The organism is Pseudohaliea sp., from assembly GCF_040217025.1.
In the GTDB taxonomy this organism is placed as follows: Bacteria; Pseudomonadota; Gammaproteobacteria; order Pseudomonadales; family Halieaceae; genus Pseudohaliea.
In genome coordinates this window covers 68,069-84,995 of the sequence record NZ_JAVJOA010000012.1, presented here as the reverse complement: position 1 = coordinate 84,995, position 16,927 = coordinate 68,069, and the positions used below count along the sequence as shown (strand labels likewise).

The following is a 16,927-nucleotide window of genomic DNA, read 5'->3' as shown; positions in this document are numbered from 1 at the left end:
GCGCTGCCGCCCGCTTCCGTCTCCGGACGCGGTAGCATTGGGGGGAGAACAGGCAAGGGAAGGGGAGCCGTGAAAGCCACTGATCGCCCCGTTGCGGGCTGGGAGCGCGCCTGGCTCGCGGCCGAGCGCCTGCCGCCGGCCTACGCCGGGCTGGCGGGTCGCTATTTCGCGCCCCTGGCCGTGCAGCTGGCCGCCCTGCATCGCGAGCGCGGCCGGCCGCTGCTTATCGGCGTCAACGGCAGCCAGGGTTCTGGCAAGAGCACCTGCTGCGCCTGGCTGGTGCAGGCCCTGCGCGAGGAGCACGGCCTGTCCGCACTGGCCCTTTCCCTGGATGACTTCTATCTCACCCGTGCAGAGCGCGCTGCGCTGGCGGCGTCGGTTCATCCTCTCCTCGCGACCCGCGGTGTCCCCGGCACCCACGATATCGATCTGCTTCGCGCGACGGTGAGCCACCTGGTGGGGCAGGGGGGCACCACGGTGGTTCACGTGCCGCGCTTCGACAAGGCGAGCGATGACCGCGCGCCGGCCGCGCGCTGGGACCGCGTCGAGGCCCCTGTCGCGGTGATCCTGCTGGAGGGCTGGTGCCTCGGCGCACGGCCACAAGCCGCGGAAACGCTGTCGGCGCCCGTGAATGCGCTGGAGGCGGCGGAGGACGCGGACGGGCGCTGGCGCCGCTACGTCAACGCGGCGCTCAGGGATGCCTTCCTGCCGCTTTACAACGACGTGGACCGCTGGGTGATGCTGCGCGCGCCCTCCTTCGACTGCGTGTATCGCTGGCGCCTGGAGCAGGAACACAAGCTCCGCGCCCGCGCGGGTGCCGGTGCGGCCGTCATGAGCGATGAAGAGGTGGCCCGTTTCGTGCAGTACTTCGAACGCCTGACCCGTCACTGCCTTGCCGAGCTGCCCGACCGCATGGATGTCATCTACTCCCTCGACAATGACCGGCACATCGTCAACGTCGAGGGCCTGTAACCGACCATGAATAGCACCCGCTTCAGCGTCTCCGATCGCGTCCCCCGCCGCGCCCACCCGCGTACCCCCGGTCGCGCGGAGTCCGGCGCGGGGGACAGCCGTGCCGACGGCAGCGCCTTCCTGGTCTTCTCGGATCTCGACGGCACGCTCCTGGACCACGACAGCTACAGCCACGCCGCCGCGCAGCCGGCCATCGATCTGCTGGATGCGCTGGGAATTCCGCTGCTGCTGGTCTCGAGCAAGACCCGCGCCGAGATGGTCGCCCTGCGCCGGCGGCTTGCCAATGGGCATCCCTTCGTGGTGGAAAACGGTGCCGCGGTCTTTATCCCCGAGGGGTACTTTCCCGAGCAGCCGGCGGATACGGTCGCGCGCGAGGGCTACTGGGTCCGTGAACTGGCCGCGCCCCGGGCGCGCTGGGTCGCGCTCCTCGAGGGCCTCGAGGACGACTTCCCGGAGCAGTTCGAGTATTTCGCCCGCGCTGGTGAGGCCGGCATTGCCGCCATGACCGGCCTGCCCCGGGCCCAGGCTGCGCTGGCCAACGCCCGCGAATACAGCGAGCCGGTCCAGTGGCGCGGCGACGAGGCGGGGCTCGAGGCTTTCCTGGCGGCCTGCGCGGCCGGCGGTGCGCGGGTCAGCCGCGGCGGCCGCTTCTACAGTCTTGGCGGCGAGGCGGACAAGGGTGAAGCCCTGCGCTGGCTCCGGGCGCAATTTGCCATGGCCCGCGGCATCCGACATATTAAGGATCTCGCCGCCGGCGACGGTGCCAACGATGTACCGATGCTGGAGAGCGCCGCCACGGCGCTCCTGGTGCGGGCACCGGATCGACCCCTGCCGCCCGTCCGGCGCGGCGAGGGAGTTCTGTGCAGCGATGCCGTGGGTCCCGCCGGCTGGGCCGAAGGCGTCACGCAGTGGCTGTGTGAGAACGGTTTGGTAACACAGGACAGCTAGCGACTCCATGGGCGACTTCTACCAGAACGGCATCATCACCACCCTGCACAACCTCTCCCGGCGCCCGGTTGCCGACCTGGAGGCGGAGTTGCTCGCCTTTTCCCGCAAGCGCCCCCTGGGCCTGCTGCTGCCGTCGCTGTTCTCGGAGCTGGAAGGGGAGGCGCTGCCGGGCATCGTCGAGCATCTCGCCGCCGTGCCCTATCTCAGCCAGATAGTGATCGGCCTGGACCGGGCCGACGCGGAGCAGTTCCGCCACGCGCACCGGTTCTTTTCCTGCCTGCCGCAGGAGCACCGGATTCTCTGGCACGACGGTCCGCGGCTCATGGCCCTGGACGAGGAACTTCGCGCCCTCGACCTCGCTCCCCGGGAGATGGGCAAGGGGCGCAATGTCTGGTACTGCATGGGCTACATTCTCGCCACGGCCCGCGCCGAGTCTATCGCCCTGCACGATTGCGATATCACCACCTACGACCGCGACCTGCTCGCGCGGCTCATCTACCCGGTGGCGCACCCGCAGTTCAACTACGAGTTCTGCAAGGGCTTCTACGCCCGGGTCGCGGATGGACGCATCAACGGGCGCGTCAGCCGGCTGCTGGTCACGCCGCTGCTCCGGGCCCTCAAGAAGACCGTGGGCGAGGTCGAATACCTCGAGTACATGGACAGCTTCCGCTATCCCCTGGCCGGCGAGTTCTCCTTCCGCCGGGACGTGCTCCGGGACCTGCGCATTCCCAGCGACTGGGGCCTGGAGATCGGTGTGCTGTCGGAGATGTACCGCAACTATGCCAACAACCGCCTCTGCCAGGTGGACATCGCCGACAGCTACGACCACAAGCACCAGACACTGTCCGCCAACAACGACCGCGACGGCCTCTCGCGCATGTCCATCGATATCTGCAAGGCGCTGTTCCGCAAGCTGGCCACGCGCGGCGTGATCCTGAGCCCGGAGACCTTCCGCTCCGTGAAGGCCACCTACTACCGCATCGCCCTCGACTTCGTCGAGACTTACAACACCGACGCACTGATGAACGGCCTCGATTTCGACATCCACCAGGAAGAGAAGGCCGTGGAGCTTTTCGCCGACAACATCATGAAAGCCGGCGAGGCCTTCCTGGCCCGGCCCAAGGAGCGGCCCTTCATCCCGAGCTGGTCCCGGGTGACCAGCGCCATGCCCGATATCCTCGACCGGCTGAGCGAAGCGGTGGAACTGGATAACCAGGAGGTGGCGAGCCATTGACATGCGCTCCGGCAGTCTCGACCAGGCGCTGACGCTCAGCGAGCGTGTCGCCCAGCACCTCGCCTTCATCTACCGGGAGGTCGAGCCGGCTCCCGACTGCTCGGCGCTTGCGCAGGAACTGCTCGCCATCATGCGCCTCGAGGCCGACGTGCCGGCGCCCCCGGCGCACGTCAACCAGTGGGACCAGGGCGATGCCCTCGTGCTCAGCTATGGCGGGTCCATCCTCGCACCGGACGAGGCGCCGCTGCGCACCCTCAAGCATTTCCTCGACCGCTACCTGCAGGGGCGCGTATCCGGCGTCCACATTCTGCCCTTCTACCCCTACAGCTCCGACGACGGTTTCTCCGTGCTCGACTACCTGAGCGTGAACGGGGAGCTGGGCGGCTGGGAGGATATCCAGGCCATCGCCGACAAGTACGACCTGATGGCAGACCTGGTCATCAATCACTGCTCGGCGGGCGGCGAGTGGTTCCGGAACTTCCTGGAGAACCGGGACCCCGGGCGGGACTTCTTCGTCACCGCGGACCCTCGCACCAACCTGGACGCGGTGGTACGGCCGCGGACCACGCCGCTATTGCGTGAGGTCGAGGCCGTGGACGGCCCCAGGCACGTGTGGTGTACCTTCAGCCCGGACCAGGTGGACCTCGACTTCCGCAACCCGCGGGTGCTCGCCGAAATGGTGCGCATCGTGCGCCATTACCTCGACAACGGCGTGCGTATCTTCCGCCTCGATGCCATCGCCTTCCTGTGGAAGGTGCCCGGCACGAGCTGCCTGAACCTCGACGAAACCCACGAGGTCGTGCGCCTCCTGCGCACGCTGGTGTCCCATGCCCGTCCAGATGCGATGCTCATCACCGAGACCAATATCCCGAACCAGGAAAACCTGTCCTACTTCGGCAACGGCAACGAGGCGCACTGTGTCTACAACTTCTCCCTGCCGCCGCTGCTGCTGAACACGCTGGTTACCGGCGACTGCACCTACCTCAAGCAGTGGATGATGAGCATGCCGCCGCCGCAGCACGGCACGGCCTACTTCAATTTCATTGCCTCCCACGACGGTATCGGGCTGCGACCCGCCGAGGGACTGCTTTCCGAGGAGGAACTGCAGGCGCTGATCGGAACCATGCGCCGCTTCGGCGGCCACGTGTCCTACCGCCGGCTGGCGGACGGCGAGAGCAAGCCCTACGAGATCAACATCGCGCTCTTCGATGCGCTGCAGGGCACCGTGGAGGGGCCGGACGAGCACAACATCCCGCGTTTTCTCTGTGCCCACGCCATCATGCTCGGTCTCGAGGGTATCCCCGGGATCTACATCCACAGCCTGCTGGCCACGCACAACGACCACGAGCGGGTCGAAGAGACCGGGCACCCGCGCTCCATCAACCGGCACCAGTGGAACCTCGCCGCGCTGGAGGAGGCGCTCGCCGACCCGGCGAGCGAGCACGGCGTGGTCTACCGTGCGCTGATGGAACTGCTGGAGATCCGCCAGCGCCAGGCCGCCTTCCACCCCAACGCCACCCAGTTCACGCTGCACCTCGGCGCCCAGCTGTTCGGCTTCTGGCGCCAGAGTGCGGACCGTCGGCAGAGCATTTTCTGTATCAGCAACGTGAGTGCGCTGGAGCAAACCCTCAACCTCGCCGACATCAACCTCATCGACACCGACGCCTGGCAGGATCTCCTCTCCGGCCGGCCTTTCCAGTCCCGGGTGGAACAGCTGGTGCTCGTCCCCTACCAGACAGTCTGGATCACCAACCTGCCCGACCACCGCTAGCGGCCAGCGTGCTAGACTCTTGCCGATTTCACTGCGGCTGCGACCACGCAAGCTATCGCGCGAGTCACAGCGCAGGCCATCGCGAACAAGAGGGCACAGCATGATCATCAAGCCGAAGGTCCGGGGCTTTCTCTGCACCACTACCCACCCGGCCGGCTGCGCCGCCAACGTGCGCGCCCAGGTCGAGTACGTCGAGGCACAGGGCCAGCTGGAGAGCGGCCCCAGGCGGGTCCTGGTCATCGGCGCCTCGACCGGCTACGGCCTCGCCTCCCGGGTCACGGCTGCCTTCGGCTCCGGTGCGGCCACGCTCGGGATCTTCTTCGAAAAGGCGGGCACGGAGCGCAAACCGGGCACGGCGGGCTGGTACAACTCGGCGGCCTTTCACGCCGAGGCGGAGGCCGCGGGCCTGGGCGCCTGGAGCATCAACGGCGATGCCTTCTCCAGCGAGCTCAAGGAACAGGCCATTGCGGCGATCCGCGAGCACCTCGGCAGCGTCGATCTCGTCGTCTACAGCCTGGCTGCCCCGCGCCGCAATCACCCGGTGACCGGCGAACTGCACGCCTCCACGCTGAAGCCCATCGGCAAGGACACCACCCAGAAGGGCATCAACACCGACAAGGGCAAGATCCAGGACTTCCACCTCGAGGCCGCCACGCAGGAAGAGATCGACAACACCGTCGCGGTCATGGGCGGCGAGGACTGGCAGCTGTGGATCGAGGCCCTCGATGAGGCCGGCGTGCTGGCCGATGGCTGCAAGACCACGGCCTATACCTATATCGGCGAGCAGATCACCTGGGACATCTACTGGCACGGCACCATCGGCGCCGCCAAGAAGGACCTCGACCGGCGGGTGCTGGCCCTGCGCGAACGCCTCGCGCCCCGCGGCGGCGATGCCCGCGTTTCCGTGCTGAAGGCGGTGGTCACGCAGGCCAGCGCGGCGATCCCTGCCATGCCGATCTACCTCGCGATCCTGTTCCGCGTGATGAAAGCCCGCGGCACGCACGAGGGCTGCATCGAGCAGATCTACCGCCTGTTCAGCGAATCCCTCTACGGCGCTTCCCCCTACTTCGATGACGAGGGCCGGCTGCGGGCCGACCGGCTGGAGCTCGACCCGGCCGTGCAGGCCGAGGTGGCCGACCTCTGGGAACGGATCGACAGCGACAGCCTGGACGAGCTCTCGGACTTCGCCGGCTACCGGCAGGAGTTCCTGCGCCTCTTCGGCTTCGAGGTGCCGGGCGTGGACTACGATGCCGACGTCGACCCGGTGCAGCCGATCCCCGGATTGCTGGAAGCCTGACATGGCCCTGGTGCCTGGACAGCCGGAGCGCCTGTCGCCGCTGGTCACCCGCCTGGTCGCGCCGAACCCCGGGCCCATGACCGGCCCGGGGACGAATAGCTACCTGCTCGGGCGGGAGGCCGTGGTGGTCGTGGACCCGGGCCCGGCGCTGCCGGCCCATGTGGATGCTATTCTCGCTGCGGCCGAGGGGCCGATCCGCTACATCGTCTGCACGCACACACACCCGGACCACTCACCCGCCTGGCAGGCGCTGGCCGAGGCGACCGGGGCCGAGGTGCATGGCGCGCTGCCCTGCGGCGACGATCACCAGGACGAGAGCTTCCGGCCCGATGTCGAGCTCGCCCACGAGCAGCGGCTGGTGACCGGGGAGCTGTCGCTGCTGGCGCTGCATACGCCGGGGCACGTGAGCAACCATTTCTGCCTGCTGCTGGAAGAAGAGGGCATGCTCTTCGCCGGCGATCACATCATGCAGGGCTCCACGGTGGTGATCATTCCGCCCGGAGGCGACATGGCGGCCTACATCCGCTCGCTGAAGCTGCTGCTCGACTACCCGGTACAGGTCATCGCGCCAGGGCACGGCACCCTGATCGAGGACAGCCGGCGGGAAGTGGACCGGCTGGTGCGCCACCGGCTGCTGCGCGAGGCCAAGGTCGTCGGCGGCCTCGAGCGCCTCGGCGAGGCGGACCCGGATGCGCTGGTGAAGGTGGTCTACGATGACGTCGACCCCGCGCTGCACCGCTGGGCGAAGTTGTCCATGGCTGCGCACCTGATAAAACTGGAGCAGGAGGGACGCGCGGCCCGCGCGGACGATGCCGAGCGCTGGCGGCTCCTGCCAGCCGGCGAGGCAGGGCAACCGTGAACTCACCCATCCGTCACTAAGGAGAACAGCATGAACGGATTGATGATGGACGTGCCGCTGACGATCACCTCGATCATGCAACATGCCGACCGCGTCAACGGCGACAGCGAGATCGTCTCCGTCACCCGCGACAACCCGCGGCATCGCTACCGCTACCGCGACGCCTTCCGCCGCACCCGCCAGCTCGCCAATGCGATCGCGGGCTGGGGCCTGGCCGGCGGCGACCGGGTCGCCACCCTGGCGTGGAACGACTACCGGCACTTCGAGACCTACTACGCGGCGGCCTGCAGCGGCTATGTCTGCCACACGATCAACCCGCGCCTGTTCCCGGAGCAGATCGTCTACATCATCAACCACGCCGAGGACCGTGCCGTTTTCGTCGATGCCGACTTCCTGCCCCTGGTCGAGGCCGTCGCCGACAAGTGCCCGGGCGTCGAGCACTGGGTCGTGCTGACGGACGAGGCACACATGCCCGAGACCTCGCTGCCCGGTGCCATCTGCTACGAGCGCCTCGTACACGGTCACTCGGACGAGTTCGACTGGCCCGAGCTCGACGAGAAGCAGGCCTGCGCGCTCTGCTACACCTCGGGTACCACCGGAAACCCCAAGGGCGTGCTCTACTCGCACCGCTCCACGATGCTCCACGCCTACGCCACGCTCATGCCAGATGCCCTGGGCCTGTCGCGCAGCGACGCGGTACTGCCCATCGTGCCCATGTTCCACGTCAATGCGTGGGGCCTGCCCTACGCGGCGCCGATGGTGGGCGCGAAGATTGTTTTCCCGGGCAGCAAGATGGGTGATGGCGAGACGCTGACCACGCTCATGAACGAAGAGCAGGTGACGCGCTCCGCCGGGGTTCCCACGGTGTGGCTCAACCTCCTCGCCTACCTGCGCGAGAGCGGCAAGACCGTCGAGTCGCTGAAGCAGGTGATCGTCGGTGGCGCCGCCTGCCCGCTCTCGATCATGGAGGCCTTCGAGCGCCACGGCGTCGAGACCCGCGTCGGCTGGGGCATGACCGAGATGAGCCCGCTCGGCAGCGCCAATGCCTCCTGGGATACGCGTTCGGCGTATCAACCGGAAGCCTTTGCCCGCTTGCGGCAGAAGGCCGGCCGGCCGATCTTCGGCGTCGAGATGAAGATCGTCGACGACGACGGCAAGGAGCTGCCCTGGGACGGCGAAGCCTACGGCTCGCTCAAGGTGCGCGGCCCCTGGATCTGTTCGAGCTACTTCAAGCTCGACGGGTCCGATGCGCATGCCGAGGACGGCTGGTTCGAAACCGGCGATGTCGCCACCATCGATCCCGAGGGCTACATGGCGATCACCGATCGCACCAAGGACGTGATCAAGTCCGGTGGTGAGTGGATTTCCTCCATCGATGTCGAGAATGCGGCCACGGACCACCCGAAGGTCGCGGAAGCGGCGGTGATCGGGCGCTACCACCCCAAGTGGAGCGAGCGCCCGCTGCTGATCGTGGTCAAGGCGGCCGGGGGCGAGGATCTCACCGCCGAGGAGATGCTCGGCTGGTTCGAGGGCCGCATTGCCAAGTGGTGGATTCCCGACGCCGTGGAGTTCGTCGACGAGCTGCCCCACGGCGCCACGGGCAAGATCCAGAAGGTCGACCTGCGCGACCGCTTCAAGGACTACGAGTTCCCCGGCTGACTGCGCCCGGCCCCGCGGGGCCGGGCAGGGCCCTGTGTTAGACTCGCGGGAACGTTTTGCCTGCCTCACCCGTCAATACAGTGAATAGCCAAGGGTAAAGCGGCGAATACACCCGGTGGCAATCGCCATGGCATGGAGTAGCCGTTCTGCCATCGCGGTTGCCCCGTCTAGCGTCACGTTGGTGCCATGAAGAAAATCGGCGAAATCCTCATAGAGCGCGGCAAGGTATCGGAACGCGATATCGAGCGCGCGCTGCTGGCACAGGCCGAGATGGGCGACCTTCTCGGCCGCGTGCTGGTCAAGCTCGGCCTGGTGTCGGAGCTCGACTGCGCGCAGGCGCTCGCCGAGCAGCTCGACGTGCCCCTCCTGGCCGCGGGCGACTATCCCGAAGAACCGCTGCGCGTCGATGGCCTGTCCGCGGACTTCCTGGCCAGTAATGGGGTCGTTCCCGTGGCCCGCGAGGGCGACAGCGTGCGCTTCGCCGCGGCGGTGCCGCAGGACCCGTTCATTGCCCGCGCGCTGGCCATGGCCCTGGGCGGACCGGTACAGCTGGCGCTGGGGCTGGAGTCCGACGTCTCCCGGGCCCTGGAGCGTTACCTGCGCGGTGACGAGCCCGACGAGGAGGAGGCCGGCGGGCTCGACAGCTTCGCCGGGCAGAGCGATGACGAGTTCATCGAGCACCTGCGGGACCTGGCCAGTGAAGCGCCGGTAATCCGCCTCGTGGACCAGCTCATGCACCGGGCCCTGGACCTCGGTGCCTCCGATATCCATATCGAGCCCTTCGAGGACGGCCTGCACCTGCGTTACCGGGTGGACGGCGTGCTCCAGGACATGGTGGACCCGCCGCCGGCGAGCCTCGCCCCGGCCATCGCCTCGCGCATCAAGCTGATGGCGCACATGAACATCGCCGAGCGCCGCCTGCCCCAGGACGGCCGCATCATGAAGCGGGTCAAGGGCCACGAGCTGGACCTGCGCGTGTCGACCATCCCCACGGTGCACGGTGAGAGCATCGTCATGCGGGTGCTGGACCGCGAGAGTATCCGCCTCAGCCTGCCCGACATGGGCTTTTCCGCGGATACGCTGGAGCGCTACCAGTCGCTGCTCGCCCGTCCCCACGGCGTGCTGCTGGTCACCGGCCCCACCGGCTCGGGCAAGACCACCACGCTCTATGCGTCCCTGGCCTCCCTGGACGCGGAGCAGCTGAAGATCATCACCGTGGAGGACCCGGTCGAGTACCAGCTCGACAGCGTCAACCAGATCCAGGTGCAGTCGCAGATCGATCTCACCTTTGCCCGCGCGCTGCGCTCGATCCTCCGCCAGGACCCGGACATCATCATGATCGGCGAGATGCGCGACACGGAAACGGCGCAGATCGGCGTGCAATCGGCGCTCACCGGCCACCTGGTGCTGTCCACGCTGCACACCAACACGGCGGCCGGCGCCATCACCCGTCTCGAGGACATGGGCGTCGAGCGCTACCTGATCACCTCCTCGGTGAATGGCGTCCTCGCCCAGCGCCTCGTACGTACCCTTTGCTCGAGCTGTCGCGTGCCGGTGGAGCTGGGTGATGCGGCGATCGAGCGCTACGGGCTGCGGCGTTTCCTGCGCGACGGGCAGCGCACGGTCTACCAGGCCCGGGGCTGCGAACACTGCCGCGACACGGGCTATATCGGCCGCACCGCGATCCACGAACTGTTCCTCCTCGACGACAGGCTGCACGAGGTGATCATGGGCGGTGCCGATGCCACGACCCTGCACGCGGCGGCCCGGCGCCAGGGCATGATCACCCTGTACGAGGACGGCCTGCGCAAGGTGGTCGCCGGGCAGACCTCGCTGGAGGAAGTCATGCGGGTCACCCAGGACCAGAGCGGCGACAGCATGGCCGAGCCGGGCCCGGCGGCGCTGCAACAGCCAGCGACTGCCTGAGCGGCGCATGGCCCAGTTCTATTACAGGGCTCTCGGACGCGACGGCCGGGCGGCAGAGGGCACCATCGAGGCGGACGCGCCGGAGCTTGCCACGCGGCAGCTGCGCGAGCGCGGCCTCACGCTCCTGAAGCTCGAGCCCGGGGCCGCCGCGCCGGGCAGTGAGCGCGCCGGCAAACCCCCCGGTCGCAAGGAAGTGCTGGCGATGACCAGCGAACTGGCCACGCTGCTGCGCGCCGGCCTGCCGTTGGACCGGGCACTGAAGGTGCTGCTGGAGATGGCCTCCTCGCCTGGGGTGCGCGGCCTGCTGGAGCTGCTGCTGAAGGACGTCAAGGGCGGCAAGTCCCTGTCCGCCGCGCTGGCACCGCACGCCGATGTCTTCGGCAACTTCTACATCAACATGGTGCGCTCCGGGGAAGCGAGCGGCGAGCTGTCCCTGGTGCTCGACCGGCTGGTCGAGACGCTGGAAAACGCCCGGCGCAACCGCGACAGCGTTATCTCGGCGCTCATCTACCCGGCGATCCTGCTGGTCGTGGCCACGCTGTCCATCGCCGTGATGCTGGTCTTCGTCGTGCCGCAGTTCGAGACCCTCTTTGAGGACATGGGCGAGGCGCTGCCGGCGCTTACCCGGGTTGTGCTCGGCCTCGCCGACTTCGTCGCCGCCTGGGGCTGGCTGCTCCTGCTCCTGCTCGGCGCTGGCGGCGTTGCCGCCTGGCGCTGGCTGAGGACCCCGGAAGGCGAGGAGGCCCTGCATCGCCGGCTGCTCGGCCTGCCGCTCTTCGGCGGCATGGTGTTCGAGTTCGAGGTGGCGAAGTTCGCGCGCACCCTGGGCACGCTGCTCGGCAGCGGTGTGCCGCTGCTGCAGAGCCTGGGTATTGCCATCGATACGGTCGACAACCGGGTCGTTCGCGAGGCCCTGCGAGCCCTGCCGCCGGCGGTGAAGTCGGGCAGGCGGGTCTCCGCCTCGCTGGAGGAGAGCGCGCTGTTCACGCCGCTGGTGATCCAGATGGCGCGGGTCGGTGAAGAGTCCGGCCGCCTCGATGCCATGATGCTCGAGCTGGCGCGTGTCTTCGACGACCACGTGGAGTCCAGCGTCAAGCGGGCGCTGACGCTGCTCGAGCCGGTACTCATCCTGTTCATGGGGTTCGTGATTGCGGTTATCATCATCGCCATCCTCATGGGCATTCTCTCGGTCAACAATCTCGCGCTCTAGCGCCCGGGACTCCCATGCCATTTGTCAGTCATCTTTCAGCGAAGGAACACAACATGAACCAGGCCTTTCGCCGCCGCGGCGGCCGTCGCCGCGCCCGCGGCTTCACCCTCATGGAACTGCTGGTGGTGCTGGCTATCCTCGGCCTGCTCATCAGCCTCGTGGGCCCGCAGGTGCTCAATCAGCTCGGCGGCGCGAAGACCAAGACGGCCCGCATCCAGATCCGCGACCTCGAGCAGGCGCTGGAGATGTACAAGCTCGATGTCGGGCATTACCCGAGCACGCGGGAGGGCCTGGTCGCGCTGGTCGAGAAGCCGGCCAATGCCGCCGGCTGGAACGGCCCCTACCTGAAGTCCGACGTGCCCCAGGATCCGTGGCGCCAGGACTATCACTACAAGTATCCCGGTGAGCGCGGCGAGGTGGACATTTTCACCTACGGCCAGAACGGCGCTCCCGGCGGCGATGGCGAGGATGCGGACGTCGGCAACTGGCAATAGGGGCCCCGCCCTGCGCGCGCGGGGTTTCACCCTCGTCGAGCTGCTGGTGGCCCTGGCCATTGCCGGGCTGGTGCTCGCCGTGGCGGTGCCCTCCGGCTTTCGCTTCTACGACGGCATGCGCACCCGCGAGGCGGTGCGCGACGTGGTCACCCTGTTCGCGACGGCACGGCAGCAGGCGATCACCAGCGGTGAGCCCCGGGACGTGCTTGTCTGGCCCGAAGAGCGCCGCCTCGCGCTCGGCGGGACCGAGCGGCGCCTCCCCGGCGGCCTGCAGGTAACCGTACACGGTGCCGCCGAGGTCAATCGCGACCGCGCGGGCGTGATCCGCTTCTACCCGGAAGGCGGCACCAGCGGCGGCGGCGTCGACATTGCCAACCCGGGCTCGGCGACGGTCGCCATCGGGGTCGACTGGCTCACCGGGCGGGTGACCCAGTCAGTTCATGATCCCTCGTTGCCATGAACTCTTCTGAACGATGAATTCTCCTCAGCGCAGTGCCCAGCGGGGATTCTCCCTGCTGGAAATGGTCGTGGCGATGGCGATCCTGGGGCTGGCGCTCGGTGCCCTTTACCAGGCGAGCAGCGCAGCGACCCGCAACGTTCGCACGGACGAGCGCTATGCCTACGCGGTGGAGCTGGCGCGCTCGCTGGTCGCCGACAACTCGGTCGTACCGGAGACGGGGCTGCGGCGTCGCGGTGAGACCGCCGGCGGTTTTGCCTGGACAGTGGACGCGAGCCCGCTGCCGCGCGCGAGGGATTCCCGCCTCGCCCCGGGGCTCCTGCAGGAACTCGACGTGGCGGTGAGCTGGACCGAGGGGTCGCGGCGTCGCCGCGTGCACCTGGTTTCGGTCGTGGCGGGCCAGCGCATGGACACGCGCGCACCGTGAGCCGTCGCCGCGGGCAGGGCTTCACCCTGGTCGAGGCGGTGGTCGCCCTCGCGGTGCTCTCCCTGATCATGCTGGCGACGGTCTCGGGCCTGCGGACGCTGGGCAACACCCAGGCCACGCTCGACACCCGCGTGGACCGGCTGGTCGACCTGCGTACGGTGAGCGGCTTTCTTCGCAACAGCCTCGCATCGACGGTCAAGGGAAGCTCGACCGGCGGCCTCAGCCTCGGCGGTGGCATGCAGGACCGGGCCGTCTTCGAGCTCTCGCCCGAGGGTGCCCTCATCTGGAAGGCGGTGGTGCTTTTCGGCGAGGCCTATGGCGGCCAGTACCTCGTGCGCCTCGGCAGGAAAGGAAGCGATCTCGAGCTTCGCTGGCGCGAAGATACCGGCGAGGCGCCGCTCAAGGGCTGGAATAAAGCGGCGTCGCGCACGTTGGTGTCAGGCGTGGATCGCTTCGAGGTCGCCTACCGGCGGGAGGCCGGCGGGCCCTGGCAGACCGACTGGGACCAGCGCGGGCCACCCGGGTGGGTCAGGCTTCGCCTGCAGGTGCAGGGGCGCTACTGGCCGGACCTCGTTATGGAGGTCGCGCGGTGAGGCCCGTTGCCGGCCGGGGCGAGCGGGGCGTTGCCCTGGCGGTGGTCGTCTGGTTCATTGCGGGCATGGCGCTGCTCGTGGCGGGCATCGTGTCCCGGGCGACCGTCGATACGCGGCTGGCCCAGGCGCACCTGTTCCGGGCACAGGCGGAAGCCGCCGGCGACGGTGCGATACGGCTGTTCCTCGGTGAACTGCTCGAGGGACGCTTCAACCGGGCCGCCGGCGGCCTGCGCTCGAGCTATAGGCTCGGTGACCATGAGGTCACCGTGGTCGCGGTGCCCGCGACAGCGCTGCTCGACCTCGCCAGTGCCCCCCGGGGGAGTCTCGCGGCGCTGTTCCAGCGCTACGGGGAACTGCCCCGGAGCGAGGCCGAGGACCTCGCCGGCGCTGTGGTAGAGTGGCGCCAGCGTGACCGCCGGGGTACCGGGGGCGGAGCAGGTTTCAATGCCGTGGAGGATGTTTTGCGGGTACCGGGGGTAACCAGGTCGCTACTCGATTCGCTCCGGGATCTCGTCACCGTGGCGGGCGGTGGCGTGCCGAATGCCGCGGGCCTTGCCTGGGTGGCCGCGCAGGCGCCTGGCCGCATCGCCGCGGGCGACGCCCCCCCGGGTGCCCCCGGGGGGCGCGGCGCGCTGCCCGCGCTGGCCAACAGCTATCGGATCGACGCGCTCGTGTCCGCCGGTGAGCGCGTCTGGCTGCGCCGCCGCTGGCTGTCCCTTGGCGGAGGGTCTTCCAGCGGTTTTCCCTGGGCAACGCAGCGGGTCGAGGCGGTACGCGCGGTCGGGGTAGCACCGTGATCGCGGACCAGCAGTGGTATCTCTTCGGTTACGACATGCGCAACCTCGGCCGCCACTGGGTTGCCGCGTGGCGCGATCTCGTCTTCGGTCTGGACTCGCCGCTGCGTCGTCGCTTCGACGAGGTCGTCCTCCTCGAGCGCAAAGACTCGCTGACCCTCTACCATGCCGGTGCGCCGGTCGATCCGGCGGAGGCTTCCTCCGCAGCCTGCCGTGCTCTCTCCCTGCCGCCGGAGCTCACGCTCCACAAACGCCTGACGCTGCCCCTGGCGGCGGAAGCCGATCTTCAATCCGCCCTTGCGATGGAGGTGGCCGCGCACAGCCCGTTCACCGCCAACGACACCGCCTGGGGCTGGCGGCTCGCCAGCCGCGGCGAGAGCGGGCTCGCCGTCGACCTGGCCATCGCCTCGCGCAGTGCGGTGCTCGGCCTGCTTGCGCGCCGGCCGGAAGCGGAGGATCGCGCTGCGCTCGAAATCTGGGCTGACGTCCCCGAGGGGGTCGTGGTACTGGAAGGCTTCGGCGAGGGGAGCCGTGAGGCGCACTACCGGCAGCGGCTGCGCCGGGTGGGCCTGATGGCCGCGGGGATGCTCGTGCTCCTGCTGCTGCTCGCCGGGGGCTACGCGCTCGGCAAGCAGCTCGAGCTCGCCCGCGTCGAGGCGCTGGCCGCGGAGACGGAGCGCGCCTCCGGCGAGGTCCGGGACCTGCGCGAGGCCATCGCCGATGCCAACCGGCAGCTGCTCGCGGCCCGCGGGATCACCGCTCAATACCCGAGCCCGCACCGGGAACTGGCCCGGCTGACCCGGCTCCTGGGTGATGAGGCCTGGGTGGCACACTTCTCTTCCAGCGGCGACATGATCCGCATTCGCGGGCGCGCGGCCGATGCCGCGGGCGTGATGCAGGCGCTTTCCGCCGAACCGGCCTATGCCGAGGTCACCGCGCCGCAGGCCATCAGCCGGGTGGGCAACAGCGACGAGGACCAGTTCTATCTCGACCTGCGCATCGCCGAGGGCGTGGCTGCGGGGATCGCTGCGGGGGAGGGGCCGTGAACTGGCTCCGAAGCAACCGCCGCAGCACCCTGATCATCGGCGCTACGCTGCTGATCCCGGTCTATCTCTACCTGTCGCTGCTGTTCAAGTTCGTGGCGGTCGGCATCGGCCACGGCGAGCGCATTGACGACCTGCGCCCCCGCATTGCCCGGCTGCAGGGCCTGGTCGAGCACGAAGCGGCGCTGCGCGACGCGGCTGGCGAGGTTTCCCAGCGCCTGGCGGCACTGGGCTATCCACCTACCGAGGACACTACCGCGGTCGCAGCGGAGCTCCAGGCGCAGGTCCGGCGCGTCCTTGCAGAGGCCGGGCTGGAGGTGTCGAACAGCCAGGTGCTGCCCGCGCGGCAGGATGACGTGTTCGACCTGGTGGGTCTCAAGGCTACCGCGAAGGGCCCCATGCCCGCCCTCGATGCCGCCCTCGCCGGCCTGGGTGCGTTCCGGCCGATGCTCCTGGTCGACTCCCTTGATGTCTTTCCATCGCGGACCCGCGCGCGGGGGAACAAGGAGCCGGCGCCCCAGGAGGTCACCGCCGTGATCGAGGTGCTCGCCCTGCGGAGGCTTCAGTGATACGGCTGCTGGCGCGCTACCGGGTAGACGTCGATCCCCTGCGGTCGGAGCGGCGGGTGGAGCTCGCGCTGCTGGCGACGGCGGCGCTGTTGTTGCTGACGGTGGTTTACGTTGCGGCGCGGATCGCCATGGCGACGACGATCCGGCCCGTCGCCCCGGCGCCGGACAGCGTGCGCGTGGCCGCGCTGCAGGGCGCCGGCGCCCTGCCCGCCGAGGAGCGGCAGGCCATTGTCGGCCGGCCCCTGTTCTGGGCGGAGCGCCGGCCGGTTGAAGCGGTGGCGCCGGTCGAGGCCGTGGCGCAGGACGCGGCCGAGAATCGCGCGGCCGCGCCGCGGCTCAAAGATGTGACGGTCCGCGGTATCTACGGCTCCGGCGACAGCGGCGGCGTGATCCTCACCGGCAATAACCGGGAACTGCGCCTCGCGGTCGGCGAAGAGATCGAGGGCTGGCGTCTCGAGCGCGTCAACGGCAACAGCGCGACGTTCGTCAGCGGTGGGGTGCGCGACCGCCGGGAGCTGGTTCCGGCGGTGATCGAGGTGCCCACCGAACCCGCAGCGCAGGCCGCAGCGCAGGCCGAGCCCGAACCCGCGGCCGCGGGCGGTGAAGAGCGATTGACCCTGGGCGGGTCGTGAACAAGGCGTCCTCGAGAAGGTGCCATGACAAGCCGGGACGCG

Annotated in this window: 17 protein-coding genes; all 17 read left to right on the top strand. The window is 68.9% G+C overall.

Annotation, left to right across the window (positions count from 1 at the left end; translation table 11 throughout):
• Nucleotides 1-69: 69 nt before the first annotated feature.
• Nucleotides 70-972: a hypothetical protein gene (locus RKE50_RS17370; RefSeq protein ID WP_350038619.1), complete on the top strand. Its 903-nt coding sequence runs from the start codon at nt 70-72 to the stop codon at nt 970-972.
• Nucleotides 973-978: 6 nt separating this feature from the next.
• Nucleotides 979-1,920 (top strand): HAD-IIB family hydrolase, encoded by a 942-nt coding sequence (locus tag RKE50_RS17365; RefSeq protein WP_350038617.1) that lies wholly within the window; start codon nt 979-981, stop codon nt 1,918-1,920.
• A 7-nt stretch (nt 1,921-1,927) separates the two neighbouring features.
• Nucleotides 1,928-3,154, top strand: a complete 1,227-nt coding sequence (locus RKE50_RS17360) for a glycosyltransferase family protein (RefSeq protein ID WP_350038615.1) — start codon at nt 1,928-1,930, stop codon at nt 3,152-3,154.
• Nucleotide 3,155: 1 nt separating this feature from the next.
• A complete protein-coding gene (locus RKE50_RS17355; protein ID WP_350038613.1) occupies nt 3,156-4,925 on the top strand; it encodes a sugar phosphorylase in 1,770 nt (589 codons plus the stop codon).
• A 100-nt stretch (nt 4,926-5,025) separates the two neighbouring features.
• Nucleotides 5,026-6,222, top strand: a complete 1,197-nt coding sequence (gene fabV, locus RKE50_RS17350) for an enoyl-ACP reductase FabV (RefSeq protein WP_350038611.1) — start codon at nt 5,026-5,028, stop codon at nt 6,220-6,222.
• A 1-nt stretch (nt 6,223) separates the two neighbouring features.
• Nucleotides 6,224-7,081 carry an MBL fold metallo-hydrolase gene (locus RKE50_RS17345; RefSeq protein ID WP_350038609.1) on the top strand — a complete coding sequence of 286 codons (858 nt, stop codon included), beginning with the start codon at nt 6,224-6,226 and terminating at the stop codon, nt 7,079-7,081.
• Nucleotides 7,082-7,111: 30 nt separating this feature from the next.
• A complete protein-coding gene (locus tag RKE50_RS17340) occupies nt 7,112-8,740 on the top strand; it encodes a 3-(methylthio)propionyl-CoA ligase (protein WP_350038607.1) in 1,629 nt (542 codons plus the stop codon).
• Between the two features lie 186 nt (nt 8,741-8,926).
• Nucleotides 8,927-10,666 carry a GspE/PulE family protein gene (locus tag RKE50_RS17335; RefSeq protein WP_350038605.1) on the top strand — a complete coding sequence of 580 codons (1,740 nt, stop codon included), beginning with the start codon at nt 8,927-8,929 and terminating at the stop codon, nt 10,664-10,666.
• 7 nt (nt 10,667-10,673) lie between these two features.
• Nucleotides 10,674-11,876, top strand: a complete 1,203-nt coding sequence (locus tag RKE50_RS17330) for a type II secretion system F family protein (protein ID WP_350038603.1) — start codon at nt 10,674-10,676, stop codon at nt 11,874-11,876.
• A gap of 53 nt (nt 11,877-11,929) precedes the next feature.
• Nucleotides 11,930-12,370, top strand: a complete 441-nt coding sequence (gene gspG, locus RKE50_RS17325) for a type II secretion system major pseudopilin GspG (protein ID WP_350038601.1) — start codon at nt 11,930-11,932, stop codon at nt 12,368-12,370.
• Nucleotides 12,345-12,830, top strand: coding sequence for a prepilin-type N-terminal cleavage/methylation domain-containing protein (locus tag RKE50_RS17320; protein ID WP_350038599.1), 486 nt, complete (start codon nt 12,345-12,347; stop codon nt 12,828-12,830). Before gspG ends, RKE50_RS17320 begins: the two co-directional genes overlap by 26 nt.
• Nucleotides 12,831-12,843: 13 nt before the next feature.
• On the top strand, nt 12,844-13,254 hold the full coding sequence (locus tag RKE50_RS17315; RefSeq protein WP_350038597.1) for a type II secretion system protein: 411 nt from the start codon (nt 12,844-12,846) through the stop codon (nt 13,252-13,254).
• Nucleotides 13,251-13,847, top strand: a complete 597-nt coding sequence (locus RKE50_RS17310; protein WP_350038595.1) for a PulJ/GspJ family protein — start codon at nt 13,251-13,253, stop codon at nt 13,845-13,847. Before RKE50_RS17315 ends, RKE50_RS17310 begins: the two co-directional genes overlap by 4 nt.
• A complete protein-coding gene (locus tag RKE50_RS17305; RefSeq protein ID WP_350038593.1) occupies nt 13,844-14,644 on the top strand; it encodes a hypothetical protein in 801 nt (266 codons plus the stop codon). Before RKE50_RS17310 ends, RKE50_RS17305 begins: the two co-directional genes overlap by 4 nt.
• Nucleotides 14,641-15,687: a PilN domain-containing protein gene (locus RKE50_RS17300; protein ID WP_350038591.1), complete on the top strand. Its 1,047-nt coding sequence runs from the start codon at nt 14,641-14,643 to the stop codon at nt 15,685-15,687. The genes RKE50_RS17305 and RKE50_RS17300 overlap by 4 nt, the downstream gene beginning before the upstream one ends.
• Entirely contained in the window at nt 15,684-16,253 is a 570-nt protein-coding gene (gene gspM / locus RKE50_RS17295) for a type II secretion system protein GspM (RefSeq protein WP_350038589.1), read from the top strand. Before RKE50_RS17300 ends, gspM begins: the two co-directional genes overlap by 4 nt.
• The gene (locus RKE50_RS17290) at nt 16,250-16,885 is read left to right on the top strand and encodes a hypothetical protein (protein WP_350038587.1); all 636 of its coding nucleotides are present in this window, start codon (nt 16,250-16,252) and stop codon (nt 16,883-16,885) included. Before gspM ends, RKE50_RS17290 begins: the two co-directional genes overlap by 4 nt.
• Nucleotides 16,886-16,927 lie beyond the last annotated feature (42 nt).